The sequence below is a fragment of the Streptomyces sp. NPDC001315 genome, assembly GCF_042896175.1.
GTDB lineage: Bacteria > Actinomycetota > Actinomycetes > Streptomycetales > Streptomycetaceae > Streptomyces.
The window spans coordinates 247,958-265,224 of sequence record NZ_JBIAWZ010000010.1 but is presented as its reverse complement, the minus strand read 5'-3'; the positions used below and the strand labels follow the sequence as shown (position 1 = coordinate 265,224).

The 17,267-nt window shown below is 68.9% G+C and carries 15 protein-coding genes and 2 pseudogenes; 13 read left to right on the top strand and 4 right to left on the bottom strand.

Annotated elements, in window-relative coordinates; translation table 11 throughout:
• A pseudogene (locus ACFY16_RS26750) lies at positions 1 to 191 on the bottom strand (xylose isomerase); the annotation flags it as partial.
• 281 nt (positions 192 to 472) lie between these two features.
• Here ACFY16_RS26750 and yicI point away from each other — a divergent pair.
• The 3 genes from yicI to ACFY16_RS26735 all read left to right on the top strand — a co-directional run bounded on the left by yicI (position 473) and on the right by ACFY16_RS26735 (position 4,400).
• Complete coding sequence (gene yicI / locus ACFY16_RS26745) at positions 473 to 2,743, top strand: alpha-xylosidase (RefSeq protein ID WP_390649725.1); 2,271 nt, start codon at positions 473 to 475, stop codon at positions 2,741 to 2,743.
• A 380-nt stretch (positions 2,744 to 3,123) separates the two neighbouring features.
• Entirely contained in the window at positions 3,124 to 4,218 is a 1,095-nt protein-coding gene (locus ACFY16_RS26740; RefSeq protein ID WP_390649724.1) for a hypothetical protein, read from the top strand.
• Complete coding sequence (locus ACFY16_RS26735) at positions 4,218 to 4,400, top strand: hypothetical protein (protein WP_390649723.1); 183 nt, start codon at positions 4,218 to 4,220, stop codon at positions 4,398 to 4,400. The genes ACFY16_RS26740 and ACFY16_RS26735 overlap by 1 nt, the downstream gene beginning before the upstream one ends.
• Positions 4,401 to 4,404: 4 nt before the next feature.
• On the opposite strand, the gene ACFY16_RS26730 is transcribed toward ACFY16_RS26735, so the two are convergent.
• Complete coding sequence (locus tag ACFY16_RS26730; protein WP_390649722.1) at positions 4,405 to 4,857, bottom strand: YbhB/YbcL family Raf kinase inhibitor-like protein; 453 nt, start codon at positions 4,855 to 4,857, stop codon at positions 4,405 to 4,407.
• Positions 4,858 to 4,967: 110 nt separating this feature from the next.
• Between ACFY16_RS26730 and ACFY16_RS26725 the strand changes: the two genes are divergently transcribed.
• Positions 4,968 to 5,531: a nucleoside-triphosphatase gene (locus ACFY16_RS26725; RefSeq protein ID WP_390649721.1), complete on the top strand. Its 564-nt coding sequence runs from the start codon at positions 4,968 to 4,970 to the stop codon at positions 5,529 to 5,531.
• A gap of 727 nt (positions 5,532 to 6,258) precedes the next feature.
• Here the strand turns inward: ACFY16_RS26725 and ACFY16_RS26720 are convergent.
• Positions 6,259 to 7,023: an IclR family transcriptional regulator gene (locus tag ACFY16_RS26720; RefSeq protein WP_390649720.1), complete on the bottom strand. Its 765-nt coding sequence runs from the start codon at positions 7,021 to 7,023 to the stop codon at positions 6,259 to 6,261.
• A 325-nt stretch (positions 7,024 to 7,348) separates the two neighbouring features.
• Here ACFY16_RS26720 and ACFY16_RS26715 point away from each other — a divergent pair, with 325 nt between their 5' ends.
• From ACFY16_RS26715 to ACFY16_RS26685, 7 genes and pseudogenes are all read left to right on the top strand, one after another.
• Entirely contained in the window at positions 7,349 to 8,743 is a 1,395-nt protein-coding gene (locus ACFY16_RS26715; protein ID WP_390649719.1) for an MFS transporter, read from the top strand.
• Complete coding sequence (locus ACFY16_RS26710) at positions 8,740 to 9,177, top strand: NIPSNAP family protein (protein WP_390649718.1); 438 nt, start codon at positions 8,740 to 8,742, stop codon at positions 9,175 to 9,177. The genes ACFY16_RS26715 and ACFY16_RS26710 overlap by 4 nt, the downstream gene beginning before the upstream one ends.
• The gene (locus ACFY16_RS26705; RefSeq protein ID WP_390649717.1) at positions 9,177 to 10,010 is read left to right on the top strand and encodes an SDR family NAD(P)-dependent oxidoreductase; all 834 of its coding nucleotides are present in this window, start codon (positions 9,177 to 9,179) and stop codon (positions 10,008 to 10,010) included. Before ACFY16_RS26710 ends, ACFY16_RS26705 begins: the two co-directional genes overlap by 1 nt.
• A 168-nt stretch (positions 10,011 to 10,178) precedes the next feature.
• On the top strand, positions 10,179 to 11,561 hold the full coding sequence (locus ACFY16_RS26700; RefSeq protein WP_390649716.1) for a flavocytochrome c: 1,383 nt from the start codon (positions 10,179 to 10,181) through the stop codon (positions 11,559 to 11,561).
• 100 nt (positions 11,562 to 11,661) lie between these two features.
• Positions 11,662 to 13,068, top strand: a complete 1,407-nt coding sequence (locus ACFY16_RS26695) for an FAD-dependent oxidoreductase (RefSeq protein WP_390649715.1) — start codon at positions 11,662 to 11,664, stop codon at positions 13,066 to 13,068.
• Between the two features lie 32 nt (positions 13,069 to 13,100).
• On the top strand, positions 13,101 to 14,639 hold the full coding sequence (locus ACFY16_RS26690) for an FAD-dependent oxidoreductase (RefSeq protein WP_390649714.1): 1,539 nt from the start codon (positions 13,101 to 13,103) through the stop codon (positions 14,637 to 14,639).
• Positions 14,640 to 14,698: 59 nt separating this feature from the next.
• A pseudogene (locus tag ACFY16_RS26685) lies at positions 14,699 to 14,959 on the top strand (transposase); the annotation flags it as partial.
• A 110-nt stretch (positions 14,960 to 15,069) separates the two neighbouring features.
• Here ACFY16_RS26685 and ACFY16_RS26680 read toward each other — a convergent pair.
• Positions 15,070 to 15,648, bottom strand: coding sequence for a transposase (locus tag ACFY16_RS26680; RefSeq protein ID WP_390649713.1), 579 nt, complete (start codon positions 15,646 to 15,648; stop codon positions 15,070 to 15,072).
• Positions 15,649 to 16,001: 353 nt separating this feature from the next.
• Here ACFY16_RS26680 and ACFY16_RS26675 point away from each other — a divergent pair, with 353 nt between their 5' ends.
• Positions 16,002 to 16,310 (top strand): transposase, encoded by a 309-nt coding sequence (locus ACFY16_RS26675; RefSeq protein ID WP_390649712.1) that lies wholly within the window; start codon positions 16,002 to 16,004, stop codon positions 16,308 to 16,310.
• Complete coding sequence (locus ACFY16_RS26670) at positions 16,307 to 17,224, top strand: IS3 family transposase (protein ID WP_390649711.1); 918 nt, start codon at positions 16,307 to 16,309, stop codon at positions 17,222 to 17,224. Before ACFY16_RS26675 ends, ACFY16_RS26670 begins: the two co-directional genes overlap by 4 nt.
• Positions 17,225 to 17,267 lie beyond the last annotated feature (43 nt).

Genomic DNA, 17,267 nt, shown 5'->3' with positions numbered 1-17,267 from the left:
CCGAACGGGATCAGGTCGTCGTCGTGGAAGGTCACACCGTAGGCCCCGAGCTCGGCCAGGCGCTGCACCGTCTCGACCGGGTCGAGGGCACCGCGGGTGGCGTCACCGAACGGATCCCTTCCCTGCCAGCCGACGGTCCACAGACCGAAGGTGAACCTGTCCTCAGGGGTGGCGTTGAAGCGCTTCGACATGTGCGGCCCTTGCTGTCGCGCAGTCCGGCGACATTGCCGGACCGTTTTGTTTGACGTGATGACTAATACGCCAAGAGGGTGCACTCGCGCTAGCCCCACAGGGCGCGCATCTCGTCATGGCTCGAGGTGAAGACAGAATCTTTCTGTGTAATCAGGCCTGATCAGAGCCGTTTGAGCCTGAGGAGTGGCTCGTGGGCCAGATTTGTTTTGTGTACGATCAAATTCGTCGTGACGCTGCTGTGCCCCCAGCTCGACAGCCTCCGCTCCTCCTGAGGAAGATCATGAAGTTCACCAATGGCTTCTGGCGTATTCGCGATGGCGTACAGATCGCCTACGCCACCGAAGTGCGTGACGTCCATTCCGAGGCGAAGCGCTTCACCACGTATGCCGCCGTGCAGCGGGTGACACGCAGGGGCGACACGCTGAACGCGCCGCTCATCTCGGTCGACTGCTTCTCGCCCGCCGAGGGCGTCATCGGCGTCCGCCTCACCCATCACTCCGGCAAGCGCCGGACCGGCCCCGAGTTCACGGTCGGAGGCGTCGAGGGCGGTGCGGGCGAGGTGCGCACCGACGGCAGCGTCACCGAGCTGACCAGCGGCCCCCTCACCCTGCGTCTGGACAGCTCCGCCCCCTTCGCGCTGAGCTTCCGCGACGCCGACGGCCGCGAGCTGACCCAGGCGGGCGCCAAGGGCGCCGCCTTCGCCACCACCGACCAGGGCGAGCACCACATGGTGGGCAAGCTCGCCCTCGGCGTCGGCGAGCAGGTCTACGGCCTCGGCGAGCGCTTCACCCCGTTCATCAAGAACGGCCAGGTCGTCGACATGTGGCAGGCCGACGGTGGCACCAGCAGCGAGCAGGCGTACAAGAACATCCCGTTCTACCTCTCGTCGCGCGGCTACGGCGTCTTCGTCAACCACCCCGGCAAGGTCTCCTTCGAGGTCGGCTCGGAGTCCGTCGGCCAGGTCCAGTTCAGCGTCGAGGACCAGGCCCTGGAGTACTACGTCGTCGCGGGTCCCACCCCGAAGGACGTCCTCGCCCGCTACACCGGCCTCACCGGGCGCCCGGCCCTGCCACCGGCCTGGTCCTTCGGCCTGTGGCTGACCACCTCCTTCACCACCTCCTACGACGAGGCGACGGTGATGTCGTTCGTCGACGGCATGGCCGAGCGTGGCATCCCTCTGTCGGTGTTCCACTTCGACTGCTTCTGGATGCGCGAGTACCAGTGGTGCGACTTCCAGTGGGACCCGGATGTCTTCCCCGACCCCGAGGGCATGCTGGCCCGGCTGAAGGCCAAGGGCCTGCGGATCAGCGCCTGGATCAACCCCTACATCGCCCAGAAGTCCCCGCTGTTCGACGAGGCCGCCGAGCTGGGACACCTGGTGCGCCGCGCCAACGGCGACGTGTGGCAGTGGGACCTGTGGCAGGCGGGCATGGGCCTGGTCGACTTCACCAGCCCCGACGCCTGCGCCTGGTTCCAGTCGAAGCTCAAGCCGCTGCTGGACCAGGGCGTCGACTGCTTCAAGACCGACTTCGGCGAGCGCATCCCCACCGACGTCGTCTGGCACGACGGCTCGGACCCCGAGCGGATGCACAACTACTACGCGGAGCTGTACAACAGGACCGTCTTCGAGTTGCTGGAGAAGGAGCGCGGCCAGGGCGAGGCCGTGCTGTTCGCCCGCTCCGCGACCGCGGGCGGTCAGCAGTATCCCGTGCACTGGGGCGGTGACTGCTGGTCCTCCTTCGAGGCCATGGCCGAGTCGTTGCGCGGAGGGCTGTCGCTGTCGCTGAGTGGCTTCGGCTTCTGGAGCCACGACATCGGCGGCTTCGAGGGCACCCCCGACGCCTCGGTGTTCAAGCGCTGGCTGGCCTTCGGCCTGCTCTCCTCGCACAGCCGTCTGCACGGCTCCTCCTCCTACCGCGTACCGTGGGAGTTCGGCGACGAGGCCGTCGACGTCGCCCGCCGATTCACCCTGCTCAAGCACCGGCTGATGCCGTACCTGTACGGCGTCGGTGTCGAGGCCCACCGCACCGGCGTGCCCTCGATGCGCCCGATGCTGCTGGAATTCCCCGGCGACCCGACCTGCCGCCCGCTGGACCGCCAGTACATGCTCGGCGCCGACCTGCTGGTCGCCCCGGTCTTCACCGAGGACGGAGAGGTCGAGGTCTACCTGCCCGAGGGCACCTGGACGCATCTGCTCACCGGCGAGACGGTCACCGGCCCGGCCTGGCGCACCGAGCGCCACGGCTACGACAGCCTTCCGCTGTACGTCCGCGAGGGCGCCGTACTGCCGCTGTCCGCCGACGACCAGCGCCCCGACGGCGACTGGCTGGACGGCACCACCCTGCTGGTCCACCCGACCGCCGAGGCCGGCTACGAGCGCACCGTGACCGTCCCGGACCAGAACGGCACCACCGCCGCCACCTTCCACGTCCGGCGTGACGGCGACACGCTGCGCGTCACCGCGGAGGGCAGCGACAAGCCGTTCACCGTGCGGGTCGCGGGCGGCGCGAGCGCCACCGGGACCGGCGAGGTGACCGTGCCGACGGCCTGAGCCGGCACGGCGGCCCGGGTACGGCCGGGGAGGGGCGGGACGCGTGTGCGCGTCCCGCCCCTCCCCCGTCCCCGGTGCCTCCGGACCGCCCTGGACGTAGGGGCCGGGCCGCTGCTCGGTCGGTCCCCGCCGGGCACCGTGGTGGGTGAGTCTGGGGGGCGAGGAACTCCTCAGGCAGACCAGCGCGTTCGCAAGGACGGGAGAAGCCGCCAGGCCGGCCCCGGTTCCCGGCTCGGCCGGTGACATCCCGTAGGCGGGCCGGCTGTTGCCGGCCGGCGCCTGACCGCCCCGCGTTCCGTACCGCTTTGCCGCTCATCGAACTCCATCGCCCCCGAGGCGCGCATCATCGAAGGAGGGAAGACCATCGACGAGGAGTGGCGATGAGGTTGTCGTTCCTTAATCCCCTCTATGCGCAGCCGGGCCCGTTCGCCTCCGTGTACCTGGACACCTCCCGAAACGTCGAGCATCCGGAGCGGGCGATCGCGCTGCGCTGGCAGCGGCTGCGCGAGAGTCTGTCCCGTCAGGGCTCGGACCGGGCGCTGCTGAACGTACTGGAGGAGGTGGTCGGCGCCGACACAGAGGTGCCGGGGGTGCACGGTCAGGCCATCTTCGCCGCCCACGGCACGCTCGTCCTGGACGGGGAGCTGCCCAGGCCGCCCGAGCACGACTCCGCGCGCTACAGCACCCTGCCGGACGCGATGCCTCTGGTCACCCAGCACGTTCCGGAGATCCCCTACATGGCCGTAGTCGTCCACTACGGCGGCCTTCCGACTGCCGAGACCCACGGCTGGGTGACTCTGGAGGCGGAGACCGGCACCTGGCCCGCGTCCACCGTCACCCCGGGTGAGCGACTGCACCGCAGGGTCGCGGTGGCGACCTGGCACCACACCTCCCTCCGGCTCGGCCACCGGCTGGACGAACGGGCGCGGCGCGCCCATGCCGACGCCGTCGTCGTGGGCGGGGACGAGTGGGCGTGCAACGTACTGATCCGCCGCCTGCCGCACACCCTGCGGGACAAGGTCGTACGCGTGGGCGGCCGGACCCCCACCGACACCGGACGCGCCCTGTTGGAGCCACAGCTCGACGGCGTCTTCCGCGGCCGCATGGCCACGCACGACCGGGAACTCGTGGACATCTTCATCGGCCGGCGTGCCCTGGACGGACCCATGACGGAAGGGCTGGCCGCCACCATCGCCGCCCTCCAGCGCGGCCAGGTCGCGGCACTGCTGCTGAACCGGCCGCCAGGGTCCTCGCTGCGGCTCTGGGCGGGCTCCCAGCCCACTCAGCTCGCCCTGACCGAGGCGGAGCTGATGTCCTTCGGCGTGCGGGCCCCGCGCGAGGAACGCGCCGACGAGGCCCTCGTCCGGGCCATCGTCGGCACCCGTGCCGAGCTGGTCGTCGTACCCGAGAGCGAGCTGAGGCTGTACGAGGGCGTGGGCGCCCTGCTGCGGTACACCGACCCGGGGACCCCGTAGTGCCTGAGCCGCTCGTGGATCAGCTCCGCGCCGGTGGTCGGCTCGTCCAGCCGATCGGGCCGGGCGGGCAGGAGCGCGTCGAGCTGTACGAGCGGCGGGCCCGCGGCCTGGTGCAACGCAGGACGGTCACCGCGGCCCGGTTCGTCCGGCTGTACGGCGCCCATGGCTACGACCAGCGGTGACGCGTCACCGCTGATAGGTCCCGACCAGGGTGCCGGAGGCCAGCTCCCTGCCCTTCAGGGCACGGTGCACGTCCTCGGCGCCCGGGTGGTCGTGCAGCGGCAGCGGCTCGGACAGGGCGTACAGGCGGAAGAAGTAGCGGTGCGGCCCGTGCCCCGGTGGAGGCATCGGCCCTCCCCAGCCCACGCGGCCGAAGCCGTTGGGCCACGGCAGGCCCCCGTGGGGCTTCTGGCCCTCCGCCGTCCCGGTGGTCCCCGGATCGATGCCGGTCACCAGCCAGTGCAGGAAAGTCGTCCCCGGCGCGTCCGGGTCCTCGCACAGGAGCACCAGCTCCGTGGCCTCCTGGGGCACCCCCGACCAGGTCAGGGGCGGTGAGATGTTCTCACCCTCCCCGCTGTACCGACGGGGGATCACCGTCTTGTCGTCGAACGCGGTGCTGCTGAGTTCAATTCCGCTCATGCGCGCCGCCATACCCGCAACGGCGGCTCCGGCACCGGTCCGCACTGCAAAACCCCCGTTCGGCCGAGCCCACCCGGGCCGCCGCCGGAAGCGGGGGTGAAGATGGCAGTGTGCCGACAAGGATCCTGCTCGAAAGCCGCCCCGGCACGGGCAAGACGACCGCCCTCCGTCGGCTGGCCGCGCTGCTGCCCGCCCACGCGGTCACCGGCTTCACCACCGAGGAGATCCGGCAATCCGGCGCCCGCGTCGGGTTCGCCCTGGAGACTCTGGCAGGCCGACGGGAGGTACTCGCCCATGTCGACCTGCCCGGCCCACCACGGGTAGGGAAATACGGCGTCGACCTGGGCGTCATGGAACGACTGGCGCTGCCGTCGCTTCGGCCGGCAGCAACCGAGGAGGCTACAGGGCGGCTGGTGCTCATCGACGAGCTGGGGCGGATGGAACTGGCGTGCACGGCGTTCCGGCACGCGGTCGACGCGCTGTTCCTCGCAGAGGTCGACGTCGTCGCCACGGTCCACACGCACCGCGATCCGTTCACCGACGCCCTCAAGCGACGCGCCGACATCGAGGTCGTCCAGCTCACTCCGGCAAACCGGGACGTCCTGCCGGGGGAGCTCGCGGCCCGGCTGCGGCAGCCGCGGACGCAGACGAAGAACTGCACCCCTCCGGGGTGAGCATTGCAGCCGCTGTGCTGTACAGCAGCGGAGTCCAGCAACGGATCACGCACGAGCCAAGGGATACTCGGTGCGGCCGGAATTCGACGCTCTACACTCCCTCACGCGCATCAGCCCAGGAAGCTCAGCCGCACCTGGCGGTTGGGATTATCCCTGTTCGTGTCCACCAAACTCCGTTAAGACAACCCCAATCGTAGCTACGCCAGGCGCCGCAACTCACCCCGTCCCGCGCGGCATCGGCAGGTCGTGCACGATGGAGAGGAGTGGGGTGCGGGAGACGACTCTCGGTAGATCTCACTGGTCGTCGCCGTCCCAGTCTCATGTGCTGGATGCGCCCTCGCGGTGGACGTCCCCGGCAAGCGCCCGCTACCAGCGTTCGTGTGCCCGTTGTCTGCGGGCGCTGCGAGAATCGGTGCATGGGGCGAGGTCCTGGCCCAGCCGCTGACCCGGTCCACGCCACGGATCGAAGCAGCGCGGGCGCGCTCGTCGGCGTTGTACATCGCGAAGGTCGCCGGGGTCTCGAACCGCAGCGCGACCTCCCCGGGACCGTCGGCTGCCGCGGGCACCACGCCAGCGGCCACCGACGGTCGCCGCCCACGCGGTCCCCTCACAGGTTCTGCCCATGGTGAGCCACAAGGACGGTGAGGAGATGGGCCAGCGCGTTGTGAGGGGGTCAGTGGCGCGAGCATCTCGTCCTCGGCCTCCGCGAGCACTTCCAAGGAGCCGGTCAGAGGCCGAGCGCCTCGCGGGCCTCGCTCGCCGTGCCGATCAACTGTCTGGCGAACTTCGGGATGTCCGACCTGCTGCACCGGGCGACCGGCATGGCGAGGCTGAAGGCCGCCCGCTCCCCGTCGATCGTCCCGAGGGCCACCGCGAACGCGGCGACTCCGCTCTCGCTCTCCTCGAAGTTGGTGGCGAATCCCCGGCGCCGGGTCCGCTCCAACTGCTCACGAAGTACAGCGAGATCAATTTCCTTCCCGCGGCCACGAGCGCCGGAGAGTGCGACGTGGTATCTGGCGTCGAGATCGTCGGCGGGCAGATCGGCGAGCATGGCTTTCCCGGCCGACGTCCTGTGCGCGGGGAGGGTGACCCCCGTACGCAGGCCGAAGCGCAGCGCGTGATGCGTCGCCTCGACGCCGTCGAGGTGGCGGATCTCCGTCCCGATCAGCGTCGCGACGTGCACCGTCTCGCCAACGCGCTCGAACAGCCGCTCCAAGTAGGGCCGCAGCTTCTCCCGCAACGGCGGTACGTTCCGTGCGGCTCCGGGGCCGAGGAACTCGGGTCCCGGCTCATACCGTTTCCCGGCGCCCTGTACCGCGAAGCCGTCACCCACGAGCGTGGCGAGCAGCCGCTGCGCTGTCGAGGGGTTCACGTCCAGGACGGCGGCCGCTTCCGTGACGCTCAGCGAGCCCTCCTTGCCCATGATTTTGAGGAGCACCAACGCCCGGTGAACCGCCTCAACCCTGCCCTGACCTGCATCTTTGCGTATCACACAATTATGCTACCGAGTATTGTGCTCGGCGCAACAGGTCGTTAGGTTTCCTGTCAGCGAGCGGGAGGGACGACCCGCGAGTCCGCCGACAGAAATGGCCGCCGCCGACGGCCCCGACACAGTGGCCCCGGCGAAAGGGCCTCGATGCGACAGCCGCCAACCGCCGTCGCGACGGCGAACATCCGGTGCGCGATCCGCACTCGGCCGAACACGGCCGGCAGTCACCCCCGCCCCCGGCAGTCGCCCTGCCCTCCTGCACCACGACACCCGCCCATGCTCAATCCGTGACGAAGGAGTCGCAACGAGTATGTTCTCCGCAGGCAGAATGAGACTCCCGCTGCGCCCCACGACGCCCGCTTCGCCGCAGGCCAAGCGGGCGGTTACCAGCGGGACCTTCGGTTCCGCGCTCGAGTGGTTCGACTTCTCCGTATACGGGGCGATGTCGGCGACCGTGTTCCCCAAGCTGTTCTTCGACAAGCTGGATCCCGCAATGGGGCTGCTCGCGTCGTTCGCCACGTTCGGCGTCGGATTCTTCGCGCGGCCGGTTGGCGGGTTCGCCTTCGGGCACATCGGTGACCGCGTCGGCCGGCGCAACGTACTGCTGACGACCTTCATATCGATGGGTCTCGCCTCGCTCGTCATCGGGCTGCTGCCGCCCTACTCCTCGATCGGGTTCGCGGCACCGTTGTTGCTGGTCGCGATGCGGTTCATCCAGGGCTTCGCGCTGGGCGGCGAGGCCACGGGGTCGCAGCTGATGACGATGGAGCACGCGCCCGGTGATCGCCGGGCCTTCTACGGCGCGCTGATGGGTATGGGCTCACCGGTCAGTCAGGTCGCCGCCAACGTGCTCCTCGCGGTCCTGTCCGGTGTCCTGAGCGAGGACGCATTCATATCCTGGGGCTGGAGAGTTCCGTTCCTGATGAGCATTCTGCTTGTCGCGGTCGGCATCTATATCCGGACCAAGGTCGAGGAGACCCCTGTCTTCGCGGAGAAGGCCGAGGCGCCGGCCCAGCGGAGCACCGGCCCCGCCGCGGTGATTCGCGGCCACGGGTGGACGATCCTGCGGCTGATGCTGGCCTACGCGCCGATCGTGGTGACCTTCTACATCGTCTCCGTCTTCGGCCTGAGCTACCTGGCCGACCTCGGCTTCAGCCGCAGCAACACCTTCACCATCATCCTGATCTCCAATTTCCTGTCGGTCATCGCGATCTGGTGGGGCGGCCGGCTCGCCGATGTCCACGGGCGCCGGAAGATCCTGATGATCGGATCCGCGGGCACCCTGTTCGCCGCTGTGGTCTTCTTCCCGGTCGTCGACACGGGGAGCTTCCCCGTCGCCCTCGCGATGGTCGCTTTCGCCCTGGTGAGCGCGCAGTTCGGGAACGCCGGCCAGGCCGCTCTGTTCGCCGAGGCGTTCCCCACCCGGATGCGCTACACCGGTTCGGCCCTGGCGCTGACCGGCACGAACCTGGTGTTCGCCGCGCCGGCGCCGTTCCTCGCCTCCTGGCTGACCGGCCTGAGCGGAGGGGGCACGCTCAGCATCACGGTCTTCTGGGTGGGCGTCACGGTCGCCGCCCTCGTGAACATGGCGCTGATGAGTGACTACAAGACCCTTGAGGGCGCCAGGCATCACTTCGACAAGTCAGGGCCGGCGGCGGGCGGGCCCGCTGACACACCCGAGGGACGGGCGGCCGTGCAGACCGGGGACGGAGTGGTGAGGTGATCGTCGAACAGCGGACCTACGTCCTGCACACGGGGGCGAAGCTCAGCGAGTACCTCGATGCGTACGCCCGCATCGGCCTGCCCGTGCAGAAGCCGATCCTGGGCGGGTTCCTCGGCTACTTCGTGACGGAGTTCGGCACCCAGAACGAGCTGAACCACTTCTGGGCCTACAGCGATCTGGAGGACCGCAGACGCAGGCGGGCCGAACTCGCCGAGAACGAGCAGTGGCAGCAGTGTCTGTCGGTCATCCGCCCAATGATCATGAGCATGTCGAACAAGATCATGTACCCGACCTCGTTCTCGCCGATCCGCTCGCTGCCCGTCGTCGGTGGCGACCCCGACACGGCGCTGGCCGAGCGCCACGACCACCACGACCACCATCAGAACTGCCAGCACCACCAGCACCACCAGCAGCCCCAGAACGAGGAGCGATGATGACCACCACTGTCGACCACGCAACGGCACCGGCGGGCGACGAGAAGCCGGTGCGGGCCCGTACCGCCGTCGTCACCGGGGGTGCGGGAGGGATCGGCCGCGCCATCGCCCACCGACTCGCGGAGCGGGGCCATGCCGTCGTCGTCGCCGACATCGACGCGGCGTCCGCCGACTCGGCAGCACGCTCGCTGCCCCGGGTCGAGGGCGTCGAACACCGAGGCTTCGCCGGGGACTTGACGTCATCTTCGGTGAATCGGGAACTCGCTGACTTCGCGGCGGGCATCGCCCCGATCGGGCTGCTGATCAACGCGGTGGGCATTTCCCCGAAGCGGCAGGGCGCGAAGATTCCCTTCCACGAGCTGACCGACAGCGAGTGGAACGCCGTGATGGCGGTCAATGTCAGCGCGCCCTTCTTCCTGATCCGCGAGGCGTTTCGGCACATGCCGACCGACGGCAGCGCCGGCATCGTGAACCTGCTGTCCGTCGCGGCGAAGATCGGCACCGGAAGCCCCGAGGGCGACGCCAGCCCGCCGTTCCTGCCGTCGACGGTCGCCTACGGGGCGAGCAAGGCGGCGCTGCAAAACCTCACCGCGAGCCTCTCGCGCGAACTGGCGCCGTTCCGGATCAGGGTCAACGGCGTGGCGCCAGGCTTCGTGCGGACCCCGATGATGGGCGACGTTCCGGTGGACGAACGCCTCCTCGCCCAGGTGCCGATGAGGCGGTTCGCGACGCCCGAGGAGATCGCGGATGCGGTCGAGTTCCTGGCGAGCGACCGGGCCTCCTACATCACCGGAGCGAGCATCGACGTCAACGGCGGATGGCTCACCTGTTGACCGCCGGGCGGCCGGGCGGACCGTCTCGGGAACGCCTTCGCCGGGCAGCCGGGCGCCCCGCCTCACGCACATCTTCGCCGCCCGCACGAGCTCAGGAGCTCAGGACCGCACGAGCGCAGGAGCGCACGAGTCAGCAAACCGATCGTCAACGCACGGGAGCAAAGCGGTATGACCATTTCTGAAGAAACCTATGACCTCGTCGTCGTCGGTTCCGGCATAGCGGGGCAGACGGCGGCGACCTCCGCCGCCGAGGCCGGCCTCTCGGTCCTGCTGCTGGAGAAGACCGGCAGGCTGGGCGGTTCGTCCGCGATGAGCGGCGGCTGGTTCGCATTCACGGGCACCGAGGAACAGGCCGCGGAAGGCGTCGAGGACTCCCCCGAGCTGTTCCTCAAGGACATGCTGGAAGTGGGCGGGCGGCTCAACGACCGTGCGCTGCTGGAGACATACCTCTCCCACCAGGAGGAGACCTACCGCTGGCTTAAGGCGCACGGAGTGGTCTTCCGTGAAGTGGAGATCAGCTCGGGACAGTCGGCCCGGCGCAGCCATAATTCCGCCATCAAGGACGTCCTCGCGGGTCTGCACCGGGACTTCACCGCGGCGGGCGGGCAGACCCGTCTCGAACACCGCGCGGTCCGGCTCGTGCGCGGCGCAACGGGTGCGGTGACCGGCGTGGTGGCCGACCACGGAGGGAGCGAGTACCTGTTCAGCGGCCGGGCCGGGGTGGTGCTGGCCACCGGAGGGTTTTCCCGGGGCACCGAGATGCTGAAGGTCTTCGCCCCCGAACAGCTCGCCGCAATCCCCTACGGCGGCAGGGGCAACACCGGTGACGGCCTGAGGATGGCGTGGAAGCTGGGCGCCGGCATGGCCGACATGTCCTTCGTCTCCGGCACCTACGGTTCCCACCCGGAGACCGGCGAGGAGTTCCACGAGCTGCTCACCGCCTACTACATGGGCGCGATCATCGTGAACAAGGACGGCCGCCGATTCGTCGACGAGTCACAGGACTACAAAACACTCGGCCGCGTGGTCCTGGACCAGCCCGACGGCCTCGGGATCGAGGTCTTCGACGCCAAGGTGCGCGCCAAGTCTCACCGGGGCATCCCGCTCAAGGACATTGACTCCCTGGAGGAGATCGGCCACGTACACAAGGCCGACACCCTGGAGGAGCTCGCCGAGGCCGCCGGTGTCGACGCCGCCGCGCTGGCGGACACGGTGAAGCGCTACAACGCCGCCACCGCGGGAGTCTCCGATGACGAGGTCGGCCGCACCAGTCTGTGCAACGGGGTGGGCGAACTGCTGCCCCTCGACACCGCTCCCTTCTACGCCTATCCGGCCAAGTCGCTGATGACCACCACGTACTGCGGACTCACGATCAACACCGACGGCCAGGTCGTGGACGTGGACGGCGACGTCATCGAGGGTTTGTACGCGATCGGCGAGGTGACCGGCGGATTCCACGGCGCCGCCTACATGACCGGCACATCGCTCGGGAAGGGCGCCGTCTTCGGCCGTGTCGTCGCCGCGCACGCCGCCTCCCGCCGGGTCGCGTGAACCTCGTCCCGGCCGTTCGCCGCACGCGTCCGCGCGGAGGCCGCGTGAGACGGAGGAGCGGGCGCACAACGTGACCGACACAGATGAGAGGACATACGACATGACCGACCAAGTTGTGCAGGACATACGGGAGTTCGACGTCGTGGTCGTCGGTTCGGGTGTCTCCGGATCCGCCGCCGCCATGACCGCCGCCCGGGCGGGCGCCAAGGTGGCCCTGCTGGAGAAGCTGGGGACCTTCGGCGGATCCGCGGCTCTTTCGGCGGGCATGTTCTGGACCGCGCCCGACCTGGACGCCTTCCGCAAGCGGATCCCCCTCGGCAACGCCGAACTCGGTGCCAGGCTGGTCCAGGACTATCCCGAGGCACTCGCCGAACTGCGGGCCGGCGGAGCACGGGTCGCCGACGAGCCACAGCTCGGCATCATGACCTACGGCATCGGCTACTCCACCGACATCAACGCGATCCTCGCCTGGTGCCGCGACAAGGTGGTGACCGCGGGCGGAGAGACACGCACGGACGCCCCCGTCCTCGGTCTCCTTCACGACGGCCTCCGGGTCACCGGCGTCGTCGTCCGCGAGAAGGGCGGCGCGCAGGTCCACTACCAGGCCCCCGCCGTGGTGCTGACCACCGGCGGTTTCCAGGGCGCCCGGGACGAGCTCACCAGGTACATCGGCCCCAACGCCGACCGGCTGCTGCTGCGCTCCAACCCGGGCAGCGTCGGCGACGGTCTGCGTCTGGCCCGCGGTGCCGGCGCGGGCGGGACGACGGCGATGAGCACGTTCTACGGACACCTCATCGGCTGCCCGGTGAAGCGTTTCGAGCCCTCGGACTATCTGCCGTTCTCGCAGTACTACTCCGGCTCCGCGGTGCTCGTGAATCTGCGCGGCGAACGGTTCGTGGACGAGACCCTCGGCGACGAACTGCTCAACCAGTCCCTCACCTTCCAGCCCGAGGCCAGGGGCGTACTCATCTTCGATCACCACGTGCGCACCACCGAGGGCACCTCGGAGCCGTTCCCGGGTCTGGGCACGATCGACCGCTACGCCGTCGCCGTCGAGGCAGGTGCCACCCACGCGGAGGCGGACACCATCGAGGAACTCGTCGACGCGATCGCGGCCTGGGGCATCGACCGGGCCAACCTGGGAGCCACACTGGACCGTTACCAGGCGGTCGCAAACGCGGGTGGCGGCGTGGCCCGCGCGGTCCCGGTCGCCGCGACGGCCCGGCCGCCGCGGACCGCCCCGTTCTACGCGCTGCTGGTCCAGCCGTCCATCACGTTCACCTTCGGCGGCATCCGCACCAACGAGCACGGTGAGGCCCTCGACCACGACGGCCGCCCTGTCCCCGGCCTCTACGCCGCCGGCGCCGACATCGGCGGACTGTCCAACTACGGCTACGCGGGGGGCCTCGCCCCCGGCTACATCACCGGTCGCTGGGCAGGCGCCTCCGCCGCCCGCGCGGTGTTGCCGCAGGCCACGGAGGACACCTCGCTCGCGGGTCGGGCGTGAGCATGCCGGAGATGGACAAGGAGGCTTCCCACATGGTGCGTACGACGGACGTCCTGGTGATCGGCGGCGGCGGCTCGGGCATGAGTGCCGCGATCTCCGCGGCCACCAGCGGCGCGTCTGTGATGGTGCTGGAGAAATGCCCGCAGGTGGGCGGAAGCACGGCGATGTCCGTCGGGTCGTTCACCGCGGCGAACACGTCGTACCAGTACCGGGCAGGCGTCAACGACAGCATCGACCTGTTCGTCGAGGACATGAAGGTCGCCAACGGGCCGTTCGAGGAACGGGAGAACAAGGAACTCCGGCGCGTCCTCGCCGAGAACGCGGGCCCGACGATCGAGTGGCTCTCCAGCATTGGCGTCCAGTTCCTCGGTCCGACGCCGGAACCCCCTTACGAGAAACCCCGCATGCACAACGTTCTGCCCAATTCCACCGCCTACCGGACGGCACTGCTGCGCGAGTGCGGGAAGCGGGGCGTGACGATCCGCACCTCGATGCGGGTCGACAGGCTCCTGCGCAATGCCGACGGCGAGATCATCGGGGCTCGCGCGGACGGCACCGACTACATCGGGCGGCGCGGAGTGGTCCTCGCCACCGGTGACTACTCCGCGTCCACCGAGCTCAAGGCCAAGCACGTCGGCGAGGACGCCGCCAGGATTCCCCCGGTCAACCCGCACAACACCGGTGACGGCTTCCTGCTCGGCGCCGAGGTCGGCGGTGTCCTGACGCAGATGGACCGCCTCTACGAAGGCCTGCGCTTCGCCCCCTCACAGCGCAGGGACCTGATCAAGTCGCTGCCCTCCGTACCAGGACTGATGAAGGCGATGCGCCTGGTCGTCGAGAAGCTTCCGAAGAACCTGCTGGCCTACGTGATCCGTGGCGCCCTGACCAGCTGGATCGGACCGAACAACACCATGTACCGGTCCGGTGCGGTGCTCGTCGGCCCGGACGGTCGGCGCCTGGCCAACGAGGACTCGGACAAGGCCATGGCCCGCGCTGTTGCCGCCACCGACGCCAACAGCGCGTACATGATCTTCGATGCCACGGTCGCTGAGAAGTTCTCCGCCTGGCCCAACCCGGTGTCGACCTTCCCTGGCGTGGCCTACGCCTACGTCCCGGACTACCGGCGTTACCGGCCCGACGTCTTTCACAAGGCGGCCACGATCGAGGAACTCGCCGCCGAGATCGGCGTCGACGGCGCGCGGTTGCGCGCGACCGTCGACCGGTGGAACGACCAGGTCACCGCCGGAGCCGACGGCGACCACGGCAGAGAGCACCTCGGCACCGGCATGCGCAAAGGTCCGTTTTATGCCCTGGGCCCCATGAACTCCTACGTCACTCTCGCGGACGGAGGCCTCGCGGTCGACACCGCTTTGCGCGTCGTACGCGAGGACGGCGCCCCGGTACCGGGACTGTGGGCGGCCGGCTCGACCGGGCAGGGCGGACTCCAACTTCTCAATCATGGCCTGCACATCGCCTGGGCCATGATCTCGGGCCGCCTGGCCGGCAGGCACGCTGCCCGCTCCGAGGACCGGACTGACCTGCGGCCCGTGAGTGTGGGAGGCGATGGGTGAGCCGGGTTCGGACCGGCTCGTTGGTCGGCGGCACTTCCGTTCCATGACGCGAGGCCCGGCCACGGGCCTGTCACAGGTCCTACGCCGGGCTCGCCCCCACCACCGGATAATTCGGGACCTCGCTCCACGGCGAACACGCGCCACGAGGCGGAAACCGGCAGCTCAAAGGTGCCATGTTCCTCTCCGCCTTCGCCCGCATGAACGCCGATCCCGCCTCCCGGACCTACTACGACAAACAACGCGCCCGCGGAAAGACCCACACCCAGGCCCTTCTCTGCATCAGCGTCCTGTTCGCCATGCTCCGCAACGGAACCTTCTAGGAGCCCCGAACACCCGCCATCACCCTCGTCGCATGAACGGGATAAACAGCCACAAACCCGGTTGCACAGCCTCGACGAAGAAGATAGGGGCCCGAGGCTGCTATGTCGTGTCAAGCCGCTTGAACAAGATCCACGATGCTCCTGGGCGTGGGGCGGTCGATCCGTTCGAGGGTCTTGAAGAGTTGGCGGCAGATGACGCGCTTGAGGCATCGCTGCGCGTCGCGGGCGGTCTTTCCCTCAGTGATCCTCCGAGCGACGTACGCGTTCGTGACGGGGTCGAGCCGCATGCGGATCAAGGTGATGGTGTGCAGGGCCCGGTTGAGCTGCCGGCCTCCGCTGCGGTTGAGCCGGTGCCTGTTGGTGAGTCCGGACGATGCGGGAATAGGCGAGACGCCGACAAAGCACGCGAAGGCCGCTTCGGAACGAAATCGTCCCTGGTGGGACCAGCTGACCAGGGTCTGAGCCGCGGTGATCGGACCGACGCCGAGCAGGTCGAGGAGCTCCGGAGCCAGCTCTGCGACCAAGGCGTGGGTGTCCTTATCGAGATTCTTGGCCTCGGCCTGCAGGGCTTGGATGCGCTGGGCGGTGGATCGCAGGGCCCGCGCCGTCATCCGGTGCTCAAGGCTCTGTGCCGGACAGTCCCGAAGCTGAGCACAGTAGGCGATCTGGGCCGGGCGCTTGAGTTTCACGGTCCTGCAAGAGGGCCGCTGCCCTCCGGCCCAACATGTCTGTTGCCCCTGTCGATGGGATGACCTGGGGATGGTGTCACCAGGCCCGAGGGGTGCCGTCGAAAACGCCCCCGACCGCGCAACGGAAAGTGCTGTCCACCGAGTGGTACAACCAGCACGGCCCCGTGCCACTACGACATTCAGACTGAGCTAACCTCCGGCAGCAAGTACTCGGTGAATGGTTGTCACGCCTCGGGTGTGTCCACCAACCTCCGCTAGGACAACGGTCATCGTACGTACCGCCTTGAGGTTCCCCCGAGATGCGGGGACAGTTGACAGCGGGTCAGATGGGACTCATGAGAGGAACATCGACCATGGCTGCCCCCAGAAAGTACTCGCTTGAGTTGCGTGAGCGTGCGGTTCGGATGTACCGCACCACCGAGCCGAAGCCACAGATCAAGAAGCTCGCCATCGATCTCGGCGTGCATCCCGAGGCCCTGCGCGGCTGGATCCGCCAGGCCGAGGCCGATGCCGGCGAGCGCGATGACCGGCTGACCACCGACGAACGGGCCGAGCTCGCGGCTCTGCGCAAGGAGAACACCCAGCTCAAGCGGGCGAACGAGGTCCTGCGGACGGCCTCGGCTTTTTTCGCGGCCCAGCTCGACCCGACCCGGCCCAGGTGACGGCGCTCCTCGAGGAGCACCCGCACCTGGGGGTCGAGCCCGTCCTGCGGGAACTGCCCGTCCCTTCCTCGACGTACTACCGCTGGCGCCGTGCCGAGCGCGAGCCGTGCGAACGCGTGCGCCGGGACGCGGAACTCACCGAGCAGATCAAGGAGATCCACGCCGACTCGGGCGGGATCTACGGCTCGCCGCGCGTGCATGCTGTGCTCAAGCGCGAGGGCGTCCATGTGGGCCGCAAGCGGGTCGAGCGTCTGATGCGCGAGGCCGACATCGCGGGGATCAGCCCGCGTCGCAAGGGCTTCACGCGCCGGGACCCCAAGGCCACCCTGGCCCCGGACCTGGTCCAGCGCGACTTCACCGCGAGTGCGCCGAACCGGCTGTGGGTCACCGATCTGACGATGATCGCGACCGGCGAGGGCCCGTTGTGGTTGTCCGCGATCCGGGACGCGTTCTCCCGCCGGGTGGTGGCCTGGGAGACCTCCGCTCGTGCGGACGCCGACCTGGTGCTGTCCACGCTTGAGTACGCCCTCGCTTCCCGCGAGGTCGAGCCCGGACAGCTCATTCATCACGCGGATCACGGCTGTCAATATACGTCGATCAAGCTCACAACACGCCTGCTGCGAGCGGGAGTTCAGGCGTCCATGGGCTCGGTCGGAGACTCGTACGATAACGCCCTCGCGGAGAACCTGTGGATGATCACCAAGACGGAGTGCATCCGCGGCCGCGTCTTCGCCACCCGGGCCGAGGCGAACCTGGCGCTGTTCGAGTACATCGATGGGTTCTATAACTCCCGGCGCATCCAGAAACGGCTCGGCTACCTCAGCCCGATCGAGTTCGAGGAGAAGCACTACGCCGGCCAGGCAACAGCCGAACGAACGAACCTGAAACCCCGTCAACCCGCACTGACCAGCTGATCAGCATCTCCCGCCCACCGGGGGAACCTCACCTTCGATCGAA